General features: G+C 71.2%; 14 protein-coding genes. 2 read left to right on the top strand and 12 right to left on the bottom strand.

Annotated elements, in window-relative coordinates; genetic code table 11:
- Positions 1 to 4: 4 nt before the first annotated feature.
- The gene (locus tag VF632_RS02885) at positions 5 to 334 is read right to left on the bottom strand and encodes a hypothetical protein (protein WP_331021337.1); all 330 of its coding nucleotides are present in this window, start codon (positions 332 to 334) and stop codon (positions 5 to 7) included.
- Positions 335 to 721: 387 nt separating this feature from the next.
- On the opposite strand from VF632_RS02885, the gene VF632_RS02880 reads away from it, so the two are divergent.
- On the top strand, positions 722 to 1,657 hold the full coding sequence (locus VF632_RS02880; protein WP_331021336.1) for an RluA family pseudouridine synthase: 936 nt from the start codon (positions 722 to 724) through the stop codon (positions 1,655 to 1,657).
- 34 nt (positions 1,658 to 1,691) lie between these two features.
- Here VF632_RS02880 and VF632_RS02875 read toward each other — a convergent pair whose 3' ends face one another.
- From VF632_RS02875 to panB, 6 genes are read right to left on the bottom strand one after another with little or no spacing between them, the layout of a single operon-like run.
- Positions 1,692 to 2,219, bottom strand: coding sequence for a LytR C-terminal domain-containing protein (locus VF632_RS02875; RefSeq protein WP_331021335.1), 528 nt, complete (start codon positions 2,217 to 2,219; stop codon positions 1,692 to 1,694).
- Positions 2,197 to 2,787: an HD domain-containing protein gene (locus VF632_RS02870; RefSeq protein WP_331021501.1), complete on the bottom strand. Its 591-nt coding sequence runs from the start codon at positions 2,785 to 2,787 to the stop codon at positions 2,197 to 2,199. The genes VF632_RS02875 and VF632_RS02870 overlap by 23 nt, the downstream gene beginning before the upstream one ends.
- Complete coding sequence (locus VF632_RS02865) at positions 2,762 to 3,604, bottom strand: hypothetical protein (protein ID WP_331021334.1); 843 nt, start codon at positions 3,602 to 3,604, stop codon at positions 2,762 to 2,764. Before VF632_RS02865 ends, VF632_RS02870 begins: the two co-directional genes overlap by 26 nt.
- A gap of 5 nt (positions 3,605 to 3,609) precedes the next feature.
- The gene (gene panD, locus VF632_RS02860; RefSeq protein WP_331021333.1) at positions 3,610 to 3,984 is read right to left on the bottom strand and encodes an aspartate 1-decarboxylase; all 375 of its coding nucleotides are present in this window, start codon (positions 3,982 to 3,984) and stop codon (positions 3,610 to 3,612) included.
- Between the two features lie 40 nt (positions 3,985 to 4,024).
- Complete coding sequence (panC, locus tag VF632_RS02855) at positions 4,025 to 4,894, bottom strand: pantoate--beta-alanine ligase (protein WP_331021332.1); 870 nt, start codon at positions 4,892 to 4,894, stop codon at positions 4,025 to 4,027.
- Positions 4,891 to 5,715, bottom strand: coding sequence for a 3-methyl-2-oxobutanoate hydroxymethyltransferase (gene panB, locus VF632_RS02850; RefSeq protein WP_331021331.1), 825 nt, complete (start codon positions 5,713 to 5,715; stop codon positions 4,891 to 4,893). Before panB ends, panC begins: the two co-directional genes overlap by 4 nt.
- Before the next feature lie 100 nt (positions 5,716 to 5,815).
- On the opposite strand from panB, the gene VF632_RS02845 reads away from it, so the two are divergent.
- A complete protein-coding gene (locus VF632_RS02845) occupies positions 5,816 to 7,486 on the top strand; it encodes an NFACT RNA binding domain-containing protein (RefSeq protein ID WP_331021330.1) in 1,671 nt (556 codons plus the stop codon).
- Positions 7,487 to 7,944: 458 nt separating this feature from the next.
- Here the strand turns inward: VF632_RS02845 and VF632_RS02840 are convergent, their stop codons facing one another.
- The 5 genes from VF632_RS02840 to VF632_RS02820 all read right to left on the bottom strand — a co-directional run bounded on the left by VF632_RS02840 (position 7,945) and on the right by VF632_RS02820 (position 18,265).
- Positions 7,945 to 10,341, bottom strand: coding sequence for a TonB-dependent receptor domain-containing protein (locus VF632_RS02840; protein WP_331021329.1), 2,397 nt, complete (start codon positions 10,339 to 10,341; stop codon positions 7,945 to 7,947).
- A 418-nt stretch (positions 10,342 to 10,759) separates the two neighbouring features.
- Positions 10,760 to 12,241 carry an APC family permease gene (locus VF632_RS02835; protein ID WP_331021328.1) on the bottom strand — a complete coding sequence of 494 codons (1,482 nt, stop codon included), beginning with the start codon at positions 12,239 to 12,241 and terminating at the stop codon, positions 10,760 to 10,762.
- Positions 12,242 to 12,374: 133 nt separating this feature from the next.
- Positions 12,375 to 14,579, bottom strand: a complete 2,205-nt coding sequence (locus VF632_RS02830) for a sodium-translocating pyrophosphatase (protein WP_331021327.1) — start codon at positions 14,577 to 14,579, stop codon at positions 12,375 to 12,377.
- Between the two features lie 194 nt (positions 14,580 to 14,773).
- Positions 14,774 to 16,066 (bottom strand): dicarboxylate/amino acid:cation symporter, encoded by a 1,293-nt coding sequence (locus tag VF632_RS02825; RefSeq protein ID WP_331021326.1) that lies wholly within the window; start codon positions 16,064 to 16,066, stop codon positions 14,774 to 14,776.
- A 486-nt stretch (positions 16,067 to 16,552) separates the two neighbouring features.
- Positions 16,553 to 18,265: a GAF domain-containing sensor histidine kinase gene (locus VF632_RS02820; protein ID WP_331021325.1), complete on the bottom strand. Its 1,713-nt coding sequence runs from the start codon at positions 18,263 to 18,265 to the stop codon at positions 16,553 to 16,555.
- Positions 18,266 to 18,296: the final 31 nt, after the last annotated feature.

Here is an 18,296-nt window from a genome sequence, read left to right as displayed (position 1 = left end):
CGCGTCACGCGAACGCTGGCAGGCTGTCGAGAATGGCGCGCGTTTCGCGGCGCAGGCGGTCGATCTCCCGACGGTCTTCGGCGATCTGGCGCCTGATGCCCTTCACGCGGTCGAACAGCGCGGCAGCCATCTCGCGGTAGTCGGGCTCGGCGCGGGTGGCGCTCGGCGCGTCGGAAAAGTACGTGCCGTAGGGAATGGCGACCGGCTCGCGCGCGCTCATCACGCCGTACCCGGGCGGCGTGTAGTACGGCTTGCCCCTGCGGGGGTTCGGCGCGTCGCCCCCGTCGTCGGGCTCCGGGGCTGCCGCGGGCACTTCGTTCTGGTCTGGACGCATCTGGCGGCTCCGTGGCCAAGGGTGATTCCACTCGTTCTTCGACCTGCGGGGAACGCTCCGGATGGACGCTCCCGACGCATGTACGGTGCGTGCAAATCACCCCCGCGTCAAGGGCTTCACAGGACCATACAAACCCCGCCACAGCAGCAACATCCCGCTCCGCGCGCCTGCTCGGTTCCGCGGCAATCCCGTCACCCGCCGCATCGCTTCCCGCCTCCGCCCGCACACACTCGAAACTCCTGTTCAGGTGCATTTCGCCCCTCGAGCCAGGCTCCCGTCGCAACCTGTCCTCTTTTTGCCTCAGGCGGTCGTGCCCCCTCGCGCACGGCCAGGCGCCCGGTAGATTGTCCGTGTTCAGCACGACGCCCGATCTCCAGCTTTCCGTTCATGCCCGAGCAGCCGCGCAGCCAGCCCCAGCACTGGGTGAAGCACACCGTTTCCACCGACGAGGCCGGGGGCACGGTGCAGGACATCCTCACGAAATCCATGGGCGTGTCGCGCCGGATGATCCAGCGGCTGACGCGCAGCAAGGGCGTGCAGCTGAACCGCCGCCCGGCCTGGCTGAACGCCAGGGTGCGCGCGGGCGATGTGGTGACGGCGAGGCTCGCCGACGACGAGGAGAGCGGGCTGGCTCCCGTTGCGATGCCGCTGGACGTGGTGTTCGAGGACGCGGAGCTGCTGGTGCTGAACAAGCCGCCGCACCTGCTCGTGCATCCCACGTCGCCGGAGCACCGCGAGACGCTTTCGCACGGCGTCGCATGGCACCTGGCGCGGCAGGGGGTGCGCGCCAAGGTGCGGCCGGCGCACCGCATCGACCGCGACACCTCGGGGCTGGTGCTGTTCGCCAAGTCGGCGCACGCCCACCACCGGCTGGACCTGCAGCTTCGCGAAGGCGGGCTGAAGCGCGAGTACCTGGCCCTGGTGGACGGCGTCATCGGGGGCGATCGTGGCCTGATCGACCAGCCCATCGCGCGAGATCCGCGCAATCCCGCCCTGCGCGCCGTTCGCCCCGGCGGCGAGCACGCCGTCACGCGATACGAGGTGGTGGAGCGATATCCGGCGGCGACGCTGCTCCGGGTGGACTTGGAGACGGGGCGCACGCACCAGATCCGCGTGCACATGCTGCACGCCGGCCACGCCGTGGTGGGCGACCGGCAGTACGGGCGGAAGGGGCTGGCGCTCATGCCGAGGCAGGCGCTGCACGCGTCGCGGCTGGCGTTCGCGCACCCGTCCACGGGCGAACCGGTGGAAGTGGTGGCGGAACTGCCGGAGGACATTCGCGTGGCAATCGAACGGCTGAACGGCGAAGCGGCCCGGGGCTGATCGCCCCGGGCCGCTCCTCGTTGCTTCCACCTGCCTACGGCGCCGCGGACGCCGGGCGCTCCGGGTTGCGTGCCGCCCAGTCCTTGCCGAGGACGACGGTCACGTCCAGGTACAGGTTGGCGTCGGGCCGCGACTCCACCCGCGAAATGCCCAGCGCATCCGCGACGGCGCGGGCGTGCGCCACCTGGCCCACGCGATCGAGCACCACCGAGCTGTCGGGCGAAAACCCGGGCGCGTTGCCGATCTCCTTGACGTCGAACCGGCCATCGTCGCGCAGCCGCGCCCGCCCGCGGTCCGCCAGCCGGGGGATGCCCGACGCGTTCAGCACCGCCACGCGGACCGGCGCGCCGGAGGTTTCGGCGGTGGACGGGCGGGTTCGGATCGGCTCGGCGGACGCGCGGGGAGCCGGGGGGTCGGCCACGGTGGACCCGCCGCCGGCCAGGCCGGCGGCGAGCGAGCCGACCAGGACGGCCACGGCGAGCAGGGTGACGAAGAGGCCGACGGTCTGAAGCCGGCGCCCTGCCCCGCCCTGCCCCGCGCTACGCCCCTTCGGCTTGCTCATGGAACGCCTGCGTCTCGGGGTGCAGCGTGCTTCCGCTCTCCTTCACGTGGCCGACGCGCGCACGCACCACCTCGCGCAGCACCTCGTCCATCTCGCCCGGCATGCGCACCCGCAGCGACGCCGTCCACTCCGGCTCGTAGCGGCGGCCCGGCTCCAGGAAGTCGGCCAGGTACAGCGCGCGCCCCAGCGTGCCGAAGCGCGGCGAGCCCAGCGTATGGTAGCGGATGGCGTCGAGCATCTCGGGGTCGGCGTCGCCCGCCAGGCGCTCGGCGGCGGCGGGGCCGTGCAGCAGCTTGCCGGGAAGCGAGCGGAACGCCTCGGGCACCAGGGGACGCAGTTCGTCAGGCGGGCACTCGCGCAGCACGTCGTGAAGCCAGCCCGTGGCCAGCCAGCGGGTGCGCTCGTCGGCCGGCAGGCCCAGCGCGTCGGCCCACTCGCCCATGAGCGCGGCGACGCGGCCGATGTGGGCGCGGCGCTTTTCCGACGCGCACGCCCACTCGGGAAGCTCGCCCCGCGCCGCGGCGCGCGCCAGCGGGCCCAGCTCAGTCGTCGAAGCCGCGTTTGACATGGGGCTCAAGGATGGCGCGGTTGCGGATGGAGGTGTGCGAAACGTAGTTGAAGCCCTTCAGTTCCACGCCGCTGCCCACGCGCGCGGCCACCAGGCGGCAGCACGGGCCCACGACGGTTTCGTCGCCGATGGTGGTTCCCGCCTCCAGCACGCAGCCGGGGTAGATCACCGTGTCGCGGCCGATCTGTACGTCCACGTCCACCAGCACGGTTTCCGGGAGGAGGAAGGTGACGCCCCCCTCCATCAGCTTGCGGACGACGCCGTCGCGAACGGCCGACGCGGCGCGCGAAAGCCCGGCGCGGCTGCGCACGACGAAGCCGTCGGCGTCACTCACCCGGTGGGCGGCGGGAAGCGCGGCGGCCAGGGCCGACAGGTCGCCCCCCTTGCGCAGGAGCAGCATCGCGGCCTCCTCGCCCAGCGAGGCCGCCACCACCTCGCCGCCCTCGCCCACCAGCAGCGCGTCGCCCTCGTTGCCCAGCAGGCGCTGCAGGCAGTTCCCCGCCGTGGGCGCGGCCGCGTCGACCGCAACCACCCGGCCGGCGTGGGCGGCCTGGGCCAGGATGGTGCCCAGCGACTGCTCGTGGGGAAGCACCACCTCGATGCTGGCGGGGATGTCGGCGAAGAGGTCGGGCGACAGGTCGGGGCCGGAGGCCACCACGATGCGCGAAGGGCCCGGCTCCAGGTCGGCCAGGCAGCGCACCACGTGCCAGGCCAGCGGACGGCCCGCGAGCGGGTGCAGGTAGGTGGAAAGGCGCGAGCGCAGGCCGCCGTACTCCGCCTCCGCCAGCGCCAGGACCACGCCGGTCCAGGCGCCCATCGACGTCAGGAGGAAACGGCCCGGAGGGCAACCGGCGTGATGCGGTTGTGCTCGTCGACGAAGATGAAGCGCGGGCGGTAGCTTTCCATGGCGGCTTCGTCGTACTGGCCGTAGCTGATGACGATCACCGTGTCGCCCGGGTGCACCAGCCGGGCGGCGGCGCCGTTCAGGCACATCTCGCCCCGGCCACGCTCGCCGGGGATGACGTACGTTTCGAAGCGCGCGCCGTTGTTGACGTTCACCACCTGCACCTGCTCGTACTCCAGCAGGTCGGCGGCTTCCATCAGCTCGGGGTCGATGGTGATGGACCCGATATAATTGAGATCGGCACCGGTGACCGTGGCCCGGTGGATCTTGCTCTTGCACATGGTACGGAGCATGGCGGTCTCGCTCGTGTCGGGGGAGGGGGGGAAGCTGCGCCTATCCTGGAAGGACCTCGTTGTCGATCAGCCGGGTGCTGCCCACCCGCGCCGCCACCAGCAGCACCGTTCCCGGCGCGGCGGCGGCCACCGGCTCCAGCGTGTCGGGGTCTACCGCCTCGGCGTACTCGGCCTGCACCCCCGCCGTTCCCAGCGCGCCGCGCAGCGCCGCGCGAAGGGCCCCGGCGTCGCGCTCACCGGCGGCGAACAGGTCGCGGCCCCGCCGCAGCCCGCGGGAAAGCGCCAGCGCCAGCCCGCGCTCGTCGGGCGAAAGATACACGTTTCGCGAACTCATCGCCAAGCCGTCGGGGTCGCGGATGATGGGCGCGACCTCCACCCACACGCCCATGTCCAGGTCTACCGACATCCTCCGGATCAGCGCCGCCTGCTGGTAGTCCTTCTGCCCGAAGACGGCCACGTCGGGCCGGAACAGGCCGAACAGCTTGGCCACCACCGTGAGCACCCCGCGAAAGTGGCCGGGGCGGATGGCGCCTTCCATCCGCGCCGCCAGCGGCCCCGGCTCCACCAGCACCTGCGGCGTGCCGCGCGGGTACATCTCGCGCGGGTCGGGGGCGAACACCAGGTCCACGCCGCGGGCGCCGGCCATCGCCAGGTCGCGGTCCAGGTCGCGCGGGTAGCGGTCCAGGTCGTCGCTGGGGGCGAACTGCAGCGGGTTCACGAACACCGACATCGCCACGCGGTCCGCCATCTCCCGCGCGCGGTCCACCAGCGACATGTGCCCCTCGTGCAGGTAGCCCATGGTGGGCACCAGCGCCACGCGCTCGCCCGCGGCGCGCCACACGGCCACCTGCTCGCGCACCTCGGCGCGGGTGTGCACCAGGCGCGGCCCGGCTTCGAGGGCCGTGCTCATTCGAAGGTGTGTTCCGCGCCGGGGTAGCCCCCGTCCTTCACCGCCTTCACGAAGTCGCCCACCCCGGCGGACGCCGCCTGGCCCACCTCGGCGAAGCGGCGCAGGAAGCGGGGCGCGAAGCCCGGGTTCAGTCCCAGCATGTCGTGAAGCACCAGTACCTGCCCGTCGCACCCGGCCCCCGCCCCGATGCCGATGGTGGGGATGTCGACGTGGTCCGACACCCGTCGCGCCAGCGTGCCGGGCACCAGCTCCAGGACGATGGAGAAGGCGCCCGCGGCTTCCAGGCGGCGGGCATCGGCCAGCATCCGCTCGGCGGCTTCCTCGCCCTTGCCCTGCACCCGAACGCCCGTGACGTGAACCGACTGGGGGGTAAAGCCCAGGTGGCCCATCACGGGAATGCCCGCGCCCACGAGCGTGGCGACGGTTTCGGCGATCTCGGGCGAGCCCCCCTCGAGCTTCACCGCGCTGGCGCCGGTTTCCTGCAGCACGCGCCCGGCGTTGCGAAGCGCGTCCTGGCGCGAGACCTGGTAGGTGAGAAAGGGAAGGTCGACGACGAGCAGCCCTCGCTCCACGCCGCGGCGCACGGCCCGGGCGTGGTGGATCATGTCGTCGAGCGTCACGGGGATCGTGGTGTCGAGCCCCAGGACCACCTGGCCCAGCGAGTCGCCGACGAGGACCACGTCCACGCCGGCGGCGTCCACGAGACGGGCGAACAGGTAGTCGTACGCGGTGAGCGCGGCGATCTTTTCTCCGCGGCGCTTCATTTCGCGGAGGTCGGCGACGGTTACCCGCCGCGGGCCGTTCCCGCGCTGTGTTGACATCCCTGTGGTCTGCCCAGGCACAAAAACCGGCCGCCGCCGTGGGGTTTGGGGCCTCGGGCGGCGGGTTGACGGGGCGGGAAGCTAACCCGATGTTGGGGGGGTGTCAAACCCGATCCGGTACTGCCCCCTGCTGGTCCGCGCCCTTGCGGCCGAGCTTCGCGCCGCGCTCCAGGGCCGCCAGGCGCTCGCCTTTCCCCGCTTCGACCGCGACCTCTCGTGCACCCTGCCGCTGGACGGCGGGCAGGCGCTGCGGTGGGACCTTCATCCGCGCCGCGGCTGGGTGCAGCTGGTGGCGGATGAGGATGCGGCGAAGGGCGATCTTTCCGCGCGCATCGTCCGCGTCTCGTCTCCCCCCGACGAGCGGCTGATCCGGCTCGACATCCACGAAGCCAACCGCTTCCGCGGCGGACGGCGTGCCCTGGTGATCGAGCTTCACACCAACCAGTGGAACGCGCTGGTGGTGGACGCCGACGCGCGGCGCATCGTATCCGTCCTCCGCGCGCGAGACGCCGGCGGCCGCTCGCTCAAGCCCGGCGCGGAGTACCGTCCCCCGGAACCCGCCCGGCGGGTGCTCCCCGACCGTCCGCGCGAGGCGCTGGTGGCCGAGTGGATGGACGCGCTCGGCGCCGTGCCTCCCGCCGAACGTCCTCGCGCGCTGGTCGCCCGCTTCGCCTACACCAGCCCCCTGAACGCCGCGGCGCTGCTGGGCGACGCCGCGCGCGGGGACGACTCCGAGGCGCTGGGCGAGGCGTTCGAGCGGTGGTGGGCCGTGGCGGATGGCGACGAGGAAGGCGCGTTCCTGGTGCGGACGCCCGCGGGGCCGCAGCCCTATCCGCTGGCGCTGGAGGGGATGGAGTCCGTCCGCGCCCGGTCGCTGCTGGCGGCGATGGACGAGGTGGCGGCCTCCGCCGCGGCGGAGCCGGAAGCGGCGAGCGAGACGTCGGCGGAGCCGGACCTGCTGGACCGGGTGAAGCGGAAGCTGGCGGGCGCGGAGAGAAGGATCGAACGCCTGCGCGCCGAGGCTTCGATGATGGGAGAGGCCGACCGGCTGCGCGGCTTGGGCGACCTGCTGCTGGCGCACCTGGACTGGCCGGAGCCGGGGGAGCCGTCGGTGATCCTCCCGGGGTTCGCGGGCGACGAGGTGGAGGTGCCGCTGGACCCCGCCCTGCGCCCGCACGAGAACGCCGAGCGGCTGTACGAGCAGGCTCGCCGGCGAGGCCGGGCCGAGGCGCGCTTTCCCGAGCTGATGGCCGAGGCCGAGGTGGAGCGCGACCGCTGGCGGGCGGCGGCGGCGGCGATCGAACGCGGCGAAACGCCAGACTGGGTGGAATCTGCCCTGCGCCGGCCCGAGTCGCGTGCGGCCAAGGCCAGCGAGCCGGAGGGGGCGCGGCTTCCCTACAAGATGTACCGCACGTCGGGCGGGCTGGAGGTGCGCGTGGGGCGTTCGTCCAAGCACAACGACCGCCTGACGTTCGGCCATGCGGCGCCGGGGGACGTGTGGCTTCACGCGCGCTCCGTTCCGGGCTCGCACGTGGTGCTGCGGTGGAGCGAGCCCGGCGCGCCGCCGGCCCGCGACCTGGAAGAGGCGGCGGTGCTGGCGGCGTGGTACAGCAAGGCACGCTCGTCGGGCACGGTGGCGGTCGACTGGACGCGCCGGCGCTACGTCCGCAAGCCGCGCGGCGCACCGCCCGGCCGCGTGTCGCTGATCCAGGCGAAGACGATCTTCGTGGAGCCCGACGCCGCGGTCGAAGAACGCCTCCGCGTCACCTGAGTCGGCCTCGGACTGTCATCCCGAGGAGCGGCCACGGCGAAACCAGCCGCTACACCGACGCCCGCGGCGACCGAGGGATCCGCCACACACCACGCCCCACGCACCGCCGCGTACGGCACACCAAACCCAGTCCGCGCAGGCGGACTTCGTGACGTTCCAGCCGCGGTTTCAACCGCCCTTGCGAGGCCCGGGACGCGCCGAACAGCCCTGCCCGCATCCACAATCCGATGGGCGAGGCCGGGGCAACCGTGCCCGCTGCCGCGCCCCGGCTGAGAGGCATCCGCGGTTAGATCCTTCGGCCCGCATGGTCGGGAATGCGGGCAGGTTCGGTGCACCTGGGCCTCAGGATGACAGGGCTGCGTGGCTCTCGATGGATTATCATCCGCACTCCCGCACCAAAAGAAACCGGCCGCCGGGGCAATCGCCCGGCGGCCGGTCTTCACGTCAAACCCGCAGGATCACGGCCCGACCACGCTCGGCGGCTGCTGCATCTCCTGCTCCTGCTGCTGCGGGCGGTGGCGAAGGCGCGGCGTCTGTCCGTAGTTGTAGCTGAACGTCAGGTACGCGGCGCGGCCGCCGAAGCGGCGCTCGCTGAACTGGTCGTACAGCGGCGCGCGGGTGCTCATCGAAAAGCCCATGCGGTTCAGCGGGTCCTGCACGCGCAGCGACAGGCTGGCGCGCTCGCCCATCAGCTTCTGGCGCACGGAGAAGCTCGACATCACCATGCTCCCCATCCGCCCCTGCTCCACATCCATCGGCGCGCGGTAGAACAGCATCCCCTGCACGTCCAGCCGCGGCGTGAACTGGTAGGTGCCGCTCATGCGCGCCGACCAGCCGATGGCGTCGCTGGAAAGCTCCTCGCCCACGCTGCCGGCGTCCGTGACCGTGCGGAAGGCGCTGAAGCTGGCGAAGCCGTTCACCTTGCCGCGGCGCACCGAGGTGTTCAGGTCCAGCCCGTACGAGTCGTTCGTATCCAGGTTCTGGAAGCTCACCAGCAGCGTGTCGCCGCGCACCTCGCGGATGCGGCGGATGGCGTTCTCGGTGCGGCGGAAGAACGGCGTCACCTGCACCGAGCCGGTGCCGAACGAGTGCTGGTAGCCCATCTCCAGCGCATGCGTGTACTCCGGCTCCAGGTCGGGGTTGCCGGTGAAGCGGTTGCGCGGGTCTTCGTTGAACGAGAAGGGGTTCAGCATGCGCGTGTCGGGGCGCTGGATGCGCCGCGAGTAGCTGAGCCGCACCTGCCGCTGGTCGTCCAGGTTCAGCGCCACCAGGCCGCTGGGAAACCAGCTCCAGTAGTCCTTGGGATAGCTTTCGCCCGTGCCCAGGCTGAAGTCGCGGCTGGTGTACTCGCCCCGCAGCCCCGCCTGCGTCTGCAAGCCCCCGAAGCCGCGGCTGAGCACGGCGTACCCCGCGTTCACGTTCTCCTCGTAGTCGAACGCGCTGCGCCCGACTACCTCCAGCCCGTCGGCGGGGCCGGTGCGAAGGATCGCCTGCTCGTTGTCGAGCATGCGCAGGGTGCCCTTGTAGCCCGTCTCCAGCTTGAAGCCCGCCAGCGGACGCGTGTAGTCGGCCTGCAGCGTCAGGTTGCGGGTGACGGCCTCGTTCTCCTGCCCCGTGCGGGGATTGATGGCGAAGGCCCCGGCCGAGCCACCCAGCAGCGTTTCGTCCGTCACGCTCGACATCTCGTTCTGCGAGCGGTTGAAGCGCAGCTCGGCGCTGAGCTCGTTCTGCTGCGGCTGCACCGTGTGCTTGAACGAAAGCGAGCCGTCGGCCGTGAAGTCGCTGTGCTCGTTGTCCGTCAGCCCGCGCGTTTCCTGGACGATCCCGCCCGACGCGCTGCGGCGGACGTAGCGGTTGTCGGCCTCGGCGTTGAAGGCGCCGCGGCTCAGGAGCACGCTGGACGACAGCACGTCGCGCGCGCCCAGGCGCAGGTCGGCGCTGCCGTTGAACAGGTGCGACTGCATGTTGAACTCGCCGCCGTTCTGCTGGTCGGCGATGTAGTCCAGCTGGCGGCTGATGGAGTCGGCGTACGCGGAGATGGTGTTGAAGCCGCGGTTCTGGCGCTCGTCGCGGCGCAGGCCGTAGTTGCCGAACAGCGTCAGCGCGCCGGCCTGGTATCCCACGTTGCCCGAGCCGTTGAAGCGGCCGCCGGTGCCCACGCCTGCCTGCAGCCCGTAGCTGAGCCCCAGGTCGGCGTTCTGCTTGAGCACGATGTTCACGATCCCCGCCATCCCCTCGGGCTCGTACTTGGCCGAGGGGTTGGGGATCACCTCCACGTTCTCCACCACGTTGGCGGGAAGCTGCTGGAGGAAGGCCGCCAGCTGGTCGCCGCGCATGGGCGTGGGGCGCCCGTTCACCTGCACGGCCACGTTCTGGTTGCCGCGCAGGCTCACCCGGCCGTCCTGGTCCACCTCTACCGCGGGAATGTTGCGGAGCACGTCCACCGCGCTGCCGCCCGCCGTGGGCAGGTCTGCCGCGCGGTAGGTGTTGCGGTCGGCGGCCATCCCCGTGGTCTGCCGCTCGGCCGAAACGGTGACGCCCTCCAGCAGCAGTGCGCCCTCGTTCATACGGATGGTGCCCAGGTTCGCCTCGCGGGCCTGCGGCGTAACGGCCACGGCGGCGCTCGTGGCGGTGGCGAAGCCCAGCGAGCTCACCTTCACGAAGTACGATCCCGGCCGCAGCCCGTCGACGCGAAAGGCGCCGTTGCCGCGGGTGACGGCGCCGGTCACCAGCGTGCTGTCCGCCGCGCTCCACACGGCCACCTGCGCCGAGCCCAGCGGCTTGCCGGTGGGGTCGGTGACCGTGCCGAGAAGCACGCCGCCCTGCTGCTGGCCGGGCGCGCCTCCGGGCCGCATGCCTCCGGGAGCGCCGCCGGCAGGGGGCGGGCCCGCGGGCCGGGTCTGCGCGGCTGCAGGCACCGCGGCCGCCAGGGTCAGGGCCAGAAGGGATCTACCAAGCGCGTTCATATGTCCGTCGTCCGGTGGCGAAGTTTTCGACCGATGATGCGTGTTACAGCTGAATAGACCCCCAAGACGCCCCGATCGTTGGCTGGGCATCCATTCTTTGTCCAACGCACGCAACCCGTTGCCACACAAGCACAAAGCTCCGAAACCACGTGATTCCGGAGCATTAGGCTTTGATGAAGGCGTGGGCATCCCTCCGCTTTGACGGGGGATCACGCGGAGGCGCGGAGGTCACGGAGGAACAGAGAAAGGGCTCCTGCAGTTCTCCGCGTCCCTCCGCGCCTCCGCACCTCCGCGTGAGACCGTCCGTTCAGCGGATCACGGCGGACCTCGTGCGGCGCTCCCAGATGTAGTAGACGGGAATGCCCAGCAGCACCAGGATCAGCCCAGAAACCGAGTACACGGGCTTGGCCACCAGCAGGATGGCCGCGACGGCGAACGCCGAGAACGCGTACAGCGCGGGCACCACGGGGTAGCCGAACGCCTTGTACGGCCGCGGCATTTCGGGCTGCTTCCGCCGCAGCGAGAACAGGGCGAACATCGTCAGCACGTAAAAGAGCAGCGCCGCGAAGATCACGTAGTCCAGCAGCTGCCCGTAGGTGCCCGTCAGCGTCAGCAGGGCCGTCCACACGCCCTGCGCCACCAGCGCCCACGCGGGGACGCCGTTGCGGTTCAGGTCGCCCGCGCGGGCAAAGAACAGCCCGTCGCGCGCCATGGCGAAGTACACGCGCGCCCCGGCCAGGATCAGCCCGTTGATGCAGCCGAAGGTGCTGACCAGGATGGCGCCCGCCATCAGGTACTGCCCCACCGGGCCGAACATGTGCTCCAGCGCCAGGGTGCCCACCCGCTCCTGCGGCGCCGTCTTGATCTCGTTCAGCGACAGCACCGACAGGTACGCCAGGTTGGCCAGCACGTACAGCACCGTCACCAGCCCCGTGCCCAGCGCCAGCGCCAGCGGCAGGTTGCGCTCCGGCTGCCGCACCTCGGCCGCCGCGAAGGTCACGTTGTTCCACGCGTCGGACGAGAACAGCGACCCCACCATCGCGCTGCCGAACGCCGTCACGATCAGGGGGATGGCGATGCCCATCACCGACACCGGCGTACCCCCCGGCGACCCCTGCCAGAAGTTGCCGAAGTTCTCGGCGATGGCGCCGGCGTTGCGGCCCAGGGTGATGCCCAGCAGGATCAGCGCGGCCAGCGCGCCGGTCTTGGCGATGGTGAACGAGGTCTGGATCCACTTGGCCTCGCGCAGCCCCCGCAGGTTCACCCAGGTGAGCAGCGCGATGATCACGATCCCCACCAGCCGCTGGTTGCTGAGCCCCAGGTCGATGGCACCGCCCGGCATCTGGATTCCCCTGATCCCCGCGAACACGTCGGGCGACACCGCGGGAAAGAAGACACCCAGGAACTTGCTGAAGGCCACCGCCACGGCGGCGATCGTCCCCGTCTGAATGACCATGAACAGCGTCCATCCGTACAGGAACCCGGGCATGCGCCCCAGCCCCTCGCGCAGGAACACGTACTGCCCGCCCGCGTGGGGCATGGCGGCCGCAAGCTCGCCGTAGCTCAGCGCCGCGGCCAGCGTCATCAGCCCCGACGCCACCCACACCGCGATCAGCCCGCCGGCCGAGCCCATGTTCCGGGCGATGTCGGCCGAGACGATGAAGATGCCCGAGCCGATCATGGAGCCCGCCACCAGCATCACCGCGTCCAGCAGCGAAAGCCCCTGGCGAAGCCCCGCGTCTTCGGGCGCGCCCCTGGCCGGGGGCGCCGTGGATTCCATCATGCTCATGAGGTGTCGCGTGGAGGGGGAAGGCCAAGCAGCAGCAGCAGCAACTCTGGATTATACGCCCGGAAACCTTCCAGGACAAAGGCCCGGCCGGGGATCGCTCCCCGGCCGGGCCTTTTTCACCGACGCTGGACCGTTATCGAACCAGCGTGACCGGCGCCTCGACGACGGCCGCCACGGCCGGCGCCTCCACCGGCGCGCGGACCTCGGCCTCGCCCTCCAGGCCGGCCGGCGCGCTCACCGCGATGTGCGGCGCGATGACCAGCGAGACGATGGACATCAGCTTGATCAGGATGTTCATCGACGGGCCGGAGGTGTCCTTGAACGGGTCGCCCACGGTGTCGCCGGTGACGGCGGCCTTGTGCTCGTTGCTCCCCTTGTAGTACAGCTTGCCGTCGATGGTGGCGCCCTTTTCGAACGACTTCTTGGCGTTGTCCCAGGCGCCGCCCGCGTTGGACTGGAACATCGCCATCAGCACGCCGGAGACGGTGACGCCCGCCAGCAGGCCGCCCAGCACCTCGGGCCCCATGGTGAAGCCCACGAGCACCGGCACCACCAGCGCGATGGCGCCCGGCAGGACCATCTCGCGGATGGCGGCCTGGGTGCTGATGGCCACGCAGCGGCCGTAGTCCGGCATCCCGGTGCCTTCCATGATGCCGGGAATCTCGCGGAACTGGCGGCGAACCTCCTGCACCATGGCCATGGCCGCGCGACCCACCGCGGCGATGGCCAGCGACGAGAAGATGAACGGGATCATGGCGCCCACGAACAGGCCGGCCAGCACCCGCGCGTTGGAGATGTCGATGACGTCGATCCCCGAAATGCCCATGAAGGCGGCGAACAGCGCCAGCGACGTGAGCGCCGCCGAGGCGATGGCGAAGCCCTTGCCCGTAGCCGCCGTAGTGTTGCCCACCGCGTCCAGGATGTCGGTGCGCTCACGCACCTCCTTGGGAAGCTCGCTCATCTCGGCGATGCCGCCCGCGTTGTCGGCGATGGGGCCGAAGGCGTCGATGGCCAGCTGCATGGCCGTGGTCGCCATCATCCCCGCGGCCGCGATGGCCACGCCGTACAGCCCCGCGAACTCGTAGCTGGCGATGATGCCGCCCGCCAGCACCAGGATGGGCAGGGTCGTCGACTCCATCCCCACCGCCAGCCCGCCGATCACGTTGGTGGCGTGGCCCGTGGACGACTGGTTGACGATGGACTGCACCGGGCGCCGGCCCATGGCCGTGTAGTACTCGGTGATGATGCTCATCAGCGCGCCCACGAGCAGCCCCACCGCCACCGCGCCGAAGACGCCCATGGGGGTGAACGCCTCCGAGTTCGCGCGCTCCATCTGCATGGACGCGGGAAGCATCCACTGGATCACGAAGAACGAGCCCACGCCCGTCAGCGCGATGGACGCCCAGTTGCCCAGGTTCAGCGCGCCCTGCACGTTGCCGTTCTCCTTGACCCGCACGAGCAGGATGCCCGCCAGCGAGAACAGGATGCCCAGCCCGGCGATGACCATCGGCAGCAGGATGGGGCTCATCCCGCCGAACTCGTCGCCCGTGGCGATCACCTCGCGGCCCAGCACCATGGTGGCCAGGATGGTGGCCACGTAGCTGCCGAACAGGTCGGCGCCCATGCCCGCCACGTCGCCCACGTTGTCGCCCACGTTGTCGGCGATGGTGGCCGGGTTGCGCGGGTCGTCCTCGGGGATGCCCGCCTCTACCTTGCCCACCAGGTCGGCGCCCACGTCGGCGGCCTTGGTGTAGATGCCGCCGCCCACGCGGGCGAACAGCGCGATGCTCTCGGCGCCAAGCGAAAAGCCGGTGAGCACCTCCAGCGCGCGCTCCATCTCGGGCCCGTTGGCGGAGGCGCCGTCCACGAACATCCCGTAGAACAGGATGAACAGGCCGCCCAGCCCCAGCACCGCCAGGCCGGCCACGCCCATGCCCATCACCGACCCGCCGGCGAACGACACGTCGAGGGCCTTGGACAGGCTGGTGCGCGCGGCCTGGGCCGTCCGCACGTTGGCCTTGGTGGCGATGGTCATGCCGATCCAGCCGGCCAGCGCCGAAAACAGGGCGCCCACCAGGAAGGCCCCGATGATCAGCGGGTGCGACCGCTCGTCGGTCAGGCCCAGGTAGCCCAGGAACAGGGACGCGAGCACCGCGAAGATCACCAGCACGCGGTACTCCGCGAACAGGAATGCGCGCGCACCGTCGGCGATGTGGCCGGCGATGGTGCTCATGCGCTCGTTGCCCGCATCCTGCCGCGTAACCCAGGCGGAGCGCCAGAAGGTGTACAGCAGGGCCAGCAGCCCGAAGGCGGGGATGGCGTAAGCGATCGGTTGCATGCGAAAGGTGTTGAAAGCAATGACAAAAGGACGCGCCCGCGCCGTCCCGCCACGAGGGCGCCGACGCGAGCACGGAACCTACGGGCGCCGTCGCGCGCGATAGGATCGCGCAAAGCGCCCCGGAACGCAAGCGGCACGGACCGGAAATTTCTTCCGTGCCACCCGCCACCCGTTCCCCGGAGCGGCCCTCCGGCTCAGGCTGGAGCTGGCTCCGGCGGCCCGGCGATGGTGATCACCTCGTCGGCGCTCAGGTCGGGCGGCGGCGCCTCGGGGTGAAAGTCGTTCTCCCAGCGCGCCATCACCACCGTCGCCAGGCAGTTGCCCACCAGGTTCACCGTGGTGCGCGCCATGTCCATCAGCTCGTCCACGCCCAGGATCAGCGCCACCGCCTCCAGCGGCAGCCCGAAGCTGGCCAGCGTTCCCGACAGGATCACCAGCGAGGCACGGGGAACGGCCGCCACGCCTTTGCTCGTGAGCATCAGGGTGAGCATCATCACCATCTGCTCGCCGAACGACATGTCGATGCCCGCGGCCTGCGCGGCGAACACCGAGGCCATCGCCAGGTACAGCGTGGTGCCGTCCAGGTTGAACGAGTAGCCCGTGGGCATCACGAAGGCCACGATGCGCCGCGGCACCCCGATGGCTTCCATGGCCTGCATGGCGCGGGGGAGCGCGGCCTCGGACGACGTGGTGCTGAAGGCGATCAGCGCCGGGTCCTTCACCGCCCGCATGAAGCGCTTGATGGGCACCTTGGCGATCAGCGCCACGGGCAGCAGCACCACCAGGGCGAATACGACCAGGGCGCCGTACAGCGTAAGGATCAGCTTGCCCAGGTTCCACAAAATGCCCAGCCCGCTGTGCCCCACCGTCACCGCGATGGCCGCGCCGATGCCGATGGGCGCGTACTTCATCACGATGCCGGTGAACTTGAACATCACCTCCGACAGCCCCTCCAGCGTCCACAGCATCATCTCCTTGGGCCGCCCGCGCACCTGCGAGAGCGCCACCGCGAAGAGGATGGACCAGAACACGATCTGCAGCACCTCGTTCTTGGTCATCGCGTCCACGATGGACGTGGGAACCACGTGCTCCAGGAACCCGCCCACCGTGAGCCCCTGCGCCGTCTGCCCCATCTCCTGGGCCTTGCTGGCGTCGGCGCCGGCCAGCACCACGCCCACGCCGGGCTTGGTGAGGTTCACCGCCGCCAGGCCGATGAACAGCGCCAGGGTGGTGACGATCTCGAAGTAGATGAGCGACTTGAGCGCCAGGCGGCCCACGCGCTTCATGTCGTCGCCGTGCCCGGCGATGCCGATGACCAGCGTGGCGAAGATGATGGGCGCGATGATCGACTTGATCATGCGCAGGAAGATGTTCGACAGCGGCTTCAGCTGCTGCGAGGCCTCGGGGAACGCCCACCCGACCAGCGTGCCGATGACCATCGACAGCAGGATCATCTGGGTGAGGGACGGACGCTTCAGTTTCGCCATCGGGGGTACGGCAGGGGTGGCTTCGCGGGGGCGCCGCGGGCGGATTCAGGAACTCTGGCCGGGTACGAAGGCGCCAAACATGCCCCCTCGGCCCCGCGCCGTCAACCGGGGGAGAGATGGAAGCCCCGACCCTGTTCGCTTCTGGGAGGACGACTCAAATGGGATGCGTGCACCTCGGCTCCGCTGGGGCCCTCACCCGGCCGCGCTGACACGCGTGCCACCCTCTCCCGCAAGCGGGAGAGGGTGTACACACCAGCGTCGCGCGCGGGGCGAGCCGAAGCGCGCTTCAGGCTTCGCCGACGACAGATGTGGCGCGCCACCATCGCGGTGACGCGCCACACTGGCTCCCTTCCCCCGCGCGGTTTGCGGGGGAAGGGCTGGGGATGGGGGGCGCCATCCGCATGCACCACATCCCGCCCGATCCGGACCGAAGTACTCCCCTCTCCGCACGCAGTTTGTGCGGGGAGGGGCCGGGGGTGGGGCACCTCAGTCCGCGTCCCCGGCCATGGGCAGGGTGAGCGTGAACGTGCTTCCCCGCCCCACCACGCTCTCCGCCGAAAGCTCGCCTCCCATTCCGCGCGCCAGGTCGCGGCTGATGGCCAGCCCCAGCCCCACCCCCTGCTGGCTGGTTTCCGTCCGCTCGCGCTCCACCTGCACGAACGGGTCGAAGATGGAGGCCAGCCGCTCCGCGGGAATCCCCCTCCCCGTGTCGCGCACGAAGATGCGGACGCGCCGCCCTTCCGCCACCGCGCCCACCCGCACCTGCCCGCCCCGCGGAGTGAACTTCAGCGCGTTCGTCAGCAGGTTCACCAGAACCTGCTGCACCCGTTCGGGGTCGCCCCGCGCCACCAGCCCCGGCGGACACGCCTCGCACGCGTAGTCCAGCGCCCGCGCCTGCACCTGGGGCCCCACCAGCGTCTCCAGCCCCTGCAGCATGGGGCCTACGGGAACGGGCTCGTCGCGGTACTCGATGCGCCCCGCCTCGATGCGCGCAAAGTTCAGCACGTCGTTGATCAGCCCCAGCAGCACCTGCTGCGCGCGCTTGATGCGCCCCAGGTCCACCCGCTGCGCGTCGTTCACCTCGCCGCGGATGCCCAGGTCCAGCAGGTCCACGTAGCCCGCGATGGCGTTCAGCGGGGTGCGCAGCTCGTGGCTCATGGCCGCCAGGAACTCGCTCTTGGCGCGGTTGGCCGCCTCGGCCGCCTCGCGGGCGCGGTGCTCGGCCTCGTACAGGCGGGCGCGCTCCAGCGCCTGCCCCGCGAGCTGCGCGATCGAGGTCAGGAGCGTGCGGTCGTCGGCGGGAAAGTCGTGCGGCTGGTAGTACGTCCACAGGAGGGAGCCGAAGGGCTCGCCGCCGGCTTCCATCGGCAGTGCGGCCCACGCCTGGCTGCGGCTGGCGGAGGCGGGCGGCCGGTATCCCCCGGTGTAGCGGTCGGCCCAGGCCTGCGGCGAGCCCAGGTAGACGGCTTCGCCCGTGCGGCTGGCCTCGGCGATTGGAATGTTCATCGCGGCGGGCCAGCGGCGTCCCGGCCCCATGCACGCTTCCGGCGGATAGCCGACGGAGGCCAGGATTTCCAGCTCGTCCTCGCCGGGCACCCGCAGCGCCAGCACGCCCGCGTCGGCGCCCAGCGCGGACACGCCCAGCCGCAGCACGCGCTCGCCCACCTCCCGCGGGGTGGCGGCGCCGGCCAGCGCGGCCGTCAGCTCCTGCAGCCGGCGCATCCGCCGCTCGCTCGCCTCCGCCTCCCCCAGCAGCCGCCGCCGCTCGGCTTCCAGCTGCTCGCGCCCGTCCACCACCTCCATGGTGACGATCACGCCCTCCACCTCGCCCGATTCCGTCCGCAGGGGGGCGAGCGAAAGGTCCAGGTAGTGGGGCTCGGCCCGGCCGTCGCCGTCGTCGTCCCACGCGGCCACCAGGCCCGCGCCGGAATAGGGCTCCCCCGTCCGCAGCACCCGCCGCATCAGCGTGCAGAAGCCCTGGGCGTCCAGCTGGGGGAAGAGCTCGGGAAGGGAGCGGCCGACGATGTCGCGCTGCCCGGCGATCTGCAGGTATCGCTCGCTCGCCGCGGCAAAGACCAGGTCGTCGCCCAGCACCACCGCCACCGCCGCGGGCGCCTGCGCGAGCACGCGCGCCAGCCACGCCGCGTCCGGTGCGGACGCGGGCGGTGCTTTCAGCGGGGATGCATGGGCGTTGGCCACGGATGGGACCAGGGTGTCGGGAGGGAGCCGG

The organism is Longimicrobium sp. (genome assembly GCF_036388275.1).
Classification (GTDB): Bacteria; Gemmatimonadota; Gemmatimonadetes; order Longimicrobiales; family Longimicrobiaceae; genus Longimicrobium.
The sequence above is the reverse complement of the archived record's forward strand: the minus strand, read 5'-3'. Positions and strand labels throughout refer to the sequence as shown.

Coding starts and splice junctions, on each gene's coding strand:
- VF632_RS02885 (WP_331021337.1), bottom strand. CDS start 334: ATGCGTCCAGACCAGAACGAAGTGCCCGCGGCAGCCCCGGAGCCCGAC.
- VF632_RS02880 (WP_331021336.1), top strand. CDS start 722: ATGCCCGAGCAGCCGCGCAGCCAGCCCCAGCACTGGGTGAAGCACACC.
- VF632_RS02875 (WP_331021335.1), bottom strand. CDS start 2,219: ATGAGCAAGCCGAAGGGGCGTAGCGCGGGGCAGGGCGGGGCAGGGCGC.
- VF632_RS02870 (WP_331021501.1), bottom strand. CDS start 2,787: ATGTCAAACGCGGCTTCGACGACTGAGCTGGGCCCGCTGGCGCGCGCC.
- VF632_RS02865 (WP_331021334.1), bottom strand. CDS start 3,604: ATGGGCGCCTGGACCGGCGTGGTCCTGGCGCTGGCGGAGGCGGAGTAC.
- panD (WP_331021333.1), bottom strand. CDS start 3,984: ATGCTCCGTACCATGTGCAAGAGCAAGATCCACCGGGCCACGGTCACC.
- panC (WP_331021332.1), bottom strand. CDS start 4,894: ATGAGCACGGCCCTCGAAGCCGGGCCGCGCCTGGTGCACACCCGCGCC.
- panB (WP_331021331.1), bottom strand. CDS start 5,715: ATGTCAACACAGCGCGGGAACGGCCCGCGGCGGGTAACCGTCGCCGAC.
- VF632_RS02840 (WP_331021329.1), bottom strand. CDS start 10,341: ATGCGGCCCGGAGGCGCGCCCGGCCAGCAGCAGGGCGGCGTGCTTCTC.
- VF632_RS02835 (WP_331021328.1), bottom strand. CDS start 12,241: ATGAGCATGATGGAATCCACGGCGCCCCCGGCCAGGGGCGCGCCCGAA.
- VF632_RS02830 (WP_331021327.1), bottom strand. CDS start 14,579: ATGCAACCGATCGCTTACGCCATCCCCGCCTTCGGGCTGCTGGCCCTG.
- VF632_RS02825 (WP_331021326.1), bottom strand. CDS start 16,066: ATGGCGAAACTGAAGCGTCCGTCCCTCACCCAGATGATCCTGCTGTCG.